2 protein-coding genes are annotated in these 1,851 nt (G+C 56.6%); both read right to left on the bottom strand.

The window, feature by feature from the left end:
• Positions 1-42: 42 nt before the first annotated feature.
• The gene (locus ACJ2PR_RS35785; RefSeq protein ID WP_446870547.1) at positions 43-177 is read right to left on the bottom strand and encodes a hypothetical protein; all 135 of its coding nucleotides are present in this window, start codon (positions 175-177) and stop codon (positions 43-45) included.
• A gap of 48 nt (positions 178-225) precedes the next feature.
• Positions 226-1,764, bottom strand: a complete 1,539-nt coding sequence (locus tag ACJ2PR_RS35780) for an IS1634 family transposase (RefSeq protein WP_446880622.1) — start codon at positions 1,762-1,764, stop codon at positions 226-228.
• Positions 1,765-1,851 lie beyond the last annotated feature (87 nt).

Below are 1,851 nucleotides of genomic sequence, written 5' to 3'. Positions count from 1 at the left end.
TCACTGTCGGTTCGCTCATTTGAAAAAGACCAGGGGAATTAATCAAACCGCTAGTTGATAGATGTCCAAGGGCACCCGCATGAGGGTCAAGATGGTTTGCTGTAACTGGTTCAAGGGGGTGATTTCCACCGAGCCATCTTTGAGAAAGTAAAGGGTGATGCCCTCAAAAGCAGCCAAGAGTTGTTCCGCCGATGGGCGAGTGGTCGTGCGTTTGGGATTGCCCGCCTAGAGACCGGCGAGCGGTTGTGGTTGGGCGTGCAACTGCTGCTGAACCACAAAGTCAATCAGGGTGAACAGCCGCAAGGCAATGGTGAGCAGAAACATCAAGCCGAGGATGCGTAGCGAGTCTTGCAGATAGACCGGCAAGGCCGGTAAGTTGCCGCGTTTGAAGCGATGGAAGCCGCGCTCTAACTGCCATTGTTGCCGATAGTAAGCAACCGCTTGGGCTAAACTCAGCCGTTGGTCGGGGACATTGGTGACATAGATGCGCCAACCACAGAGGGTTTTCGCCTCCTGGATGGCGGTTGCTAAGGGCTGAAACTGGAGCCAGAATTGCTCAATCGTGCGTTGCGGGGGAGGATTTTTGCGGCTCGGTCGCCCTGGTTTGACTTGTCGGGTGATTCGTTGTGGGGTAATAGTGGTGCTGAAGTAGGTCTCGGTGCGATGGCGTTTCAGAATCGCTTGCCCCTGATTTTGCAAGACACAGCAATCGCTGGCAGGTTTGGCTGCCAGTTTTCCCAAGGCCTGTTGGGTGCGCTCCAAACGTTGTTCCAATCCTTGTACTTGGCGTTGGGCGAAAGCGGCCGCCCGAATCACCAGATAGCGCTCCTGCCACTGGTCGCGATAGGTGCTGGGAGCGGCTTGCCAAAAGGTGCCGAGACTGACCTCAAAGCCCATGCAGTTCGGGGGTTCCTCGGCAGCTTGACTGGGTAGTCGGATCTCTTGCAGCGGCGCTGGGGCGTCAAGCACCCATTGCTTCAATCGGTCGGGAGTTTGCCCCGTCATCGGCATAGGGAAACAGTACAATCCATTGACCCGACTGAGTTTGGCGCGGGTCTCATAACTGGCGGCTTTGGCATCGGCAATGTAGATAAAGTCGCGATGCCCAATCGCCGACACCAAGCCTTGCCAGAAGGGATAGTCCATTGAATCGTCCGCGCCGTTGCCCGGTAAGGTCGCACTCACTAAGGGAATGCCCGCGGGGTCGAGGCTGCCCAAGCTATGGCGATATTGCAACAGGTCGGGGCGATGGTCTTTGCTGTAGCCATATTGCAGGACTGGCACAGCGGCTGCCCCATTGTCGCTTTGGTGATACACCGAAAAACTGCTGCTATCACAGCGCGCCACTTCGGTCGGCAAGGCATAGGTTCGCACTAGATGGCGACCCATCGCTTCTTCCAGCGTGGCGAGGTCATCACTGCCGCCCAACACACTCAGCAGATCCGCCAGGCGGTCATCACTCGCATCTTTGTCGCCGATGCTCCAGCCCGTTACTGCCTCTAACGCCCGATGATGCGCCCGCACCCACGCTTCCACTTGATTTAACCGATGGTCTGCCTGGGTCACCACGTAGGCGACAAATAGCACACTCAACTGACCGTAACTCAGCCCCCGGCGATTCTGGTGAACCGGCATCAGCATCCTATCCATGATTTCGGCGATCTGCATCGTCTTCAACCAGTGCACAATCAGGGGCAGATCATCCACGCGCTCTGAGGGGGTTTGCACAGGGGTCACTCGCATCGGCAGGTTGGCAAATGGCAACGCCCTCCAGCTTAGTCGCAATTCATAGCGCTGAAACCCTGCTCAATTGAACTCGCTCTCGCAACCCCAAAAATATGCTCATCCCCT

It is taken from the genome of Phormidesmis sp. 146-33 (genome assembly GCF_052939515.1).
The sequence above is the reverse complement of the archived record's forward strand: the minus strand, read 5'-3'. Positions and strand labels throughout refer to the sequence as shown.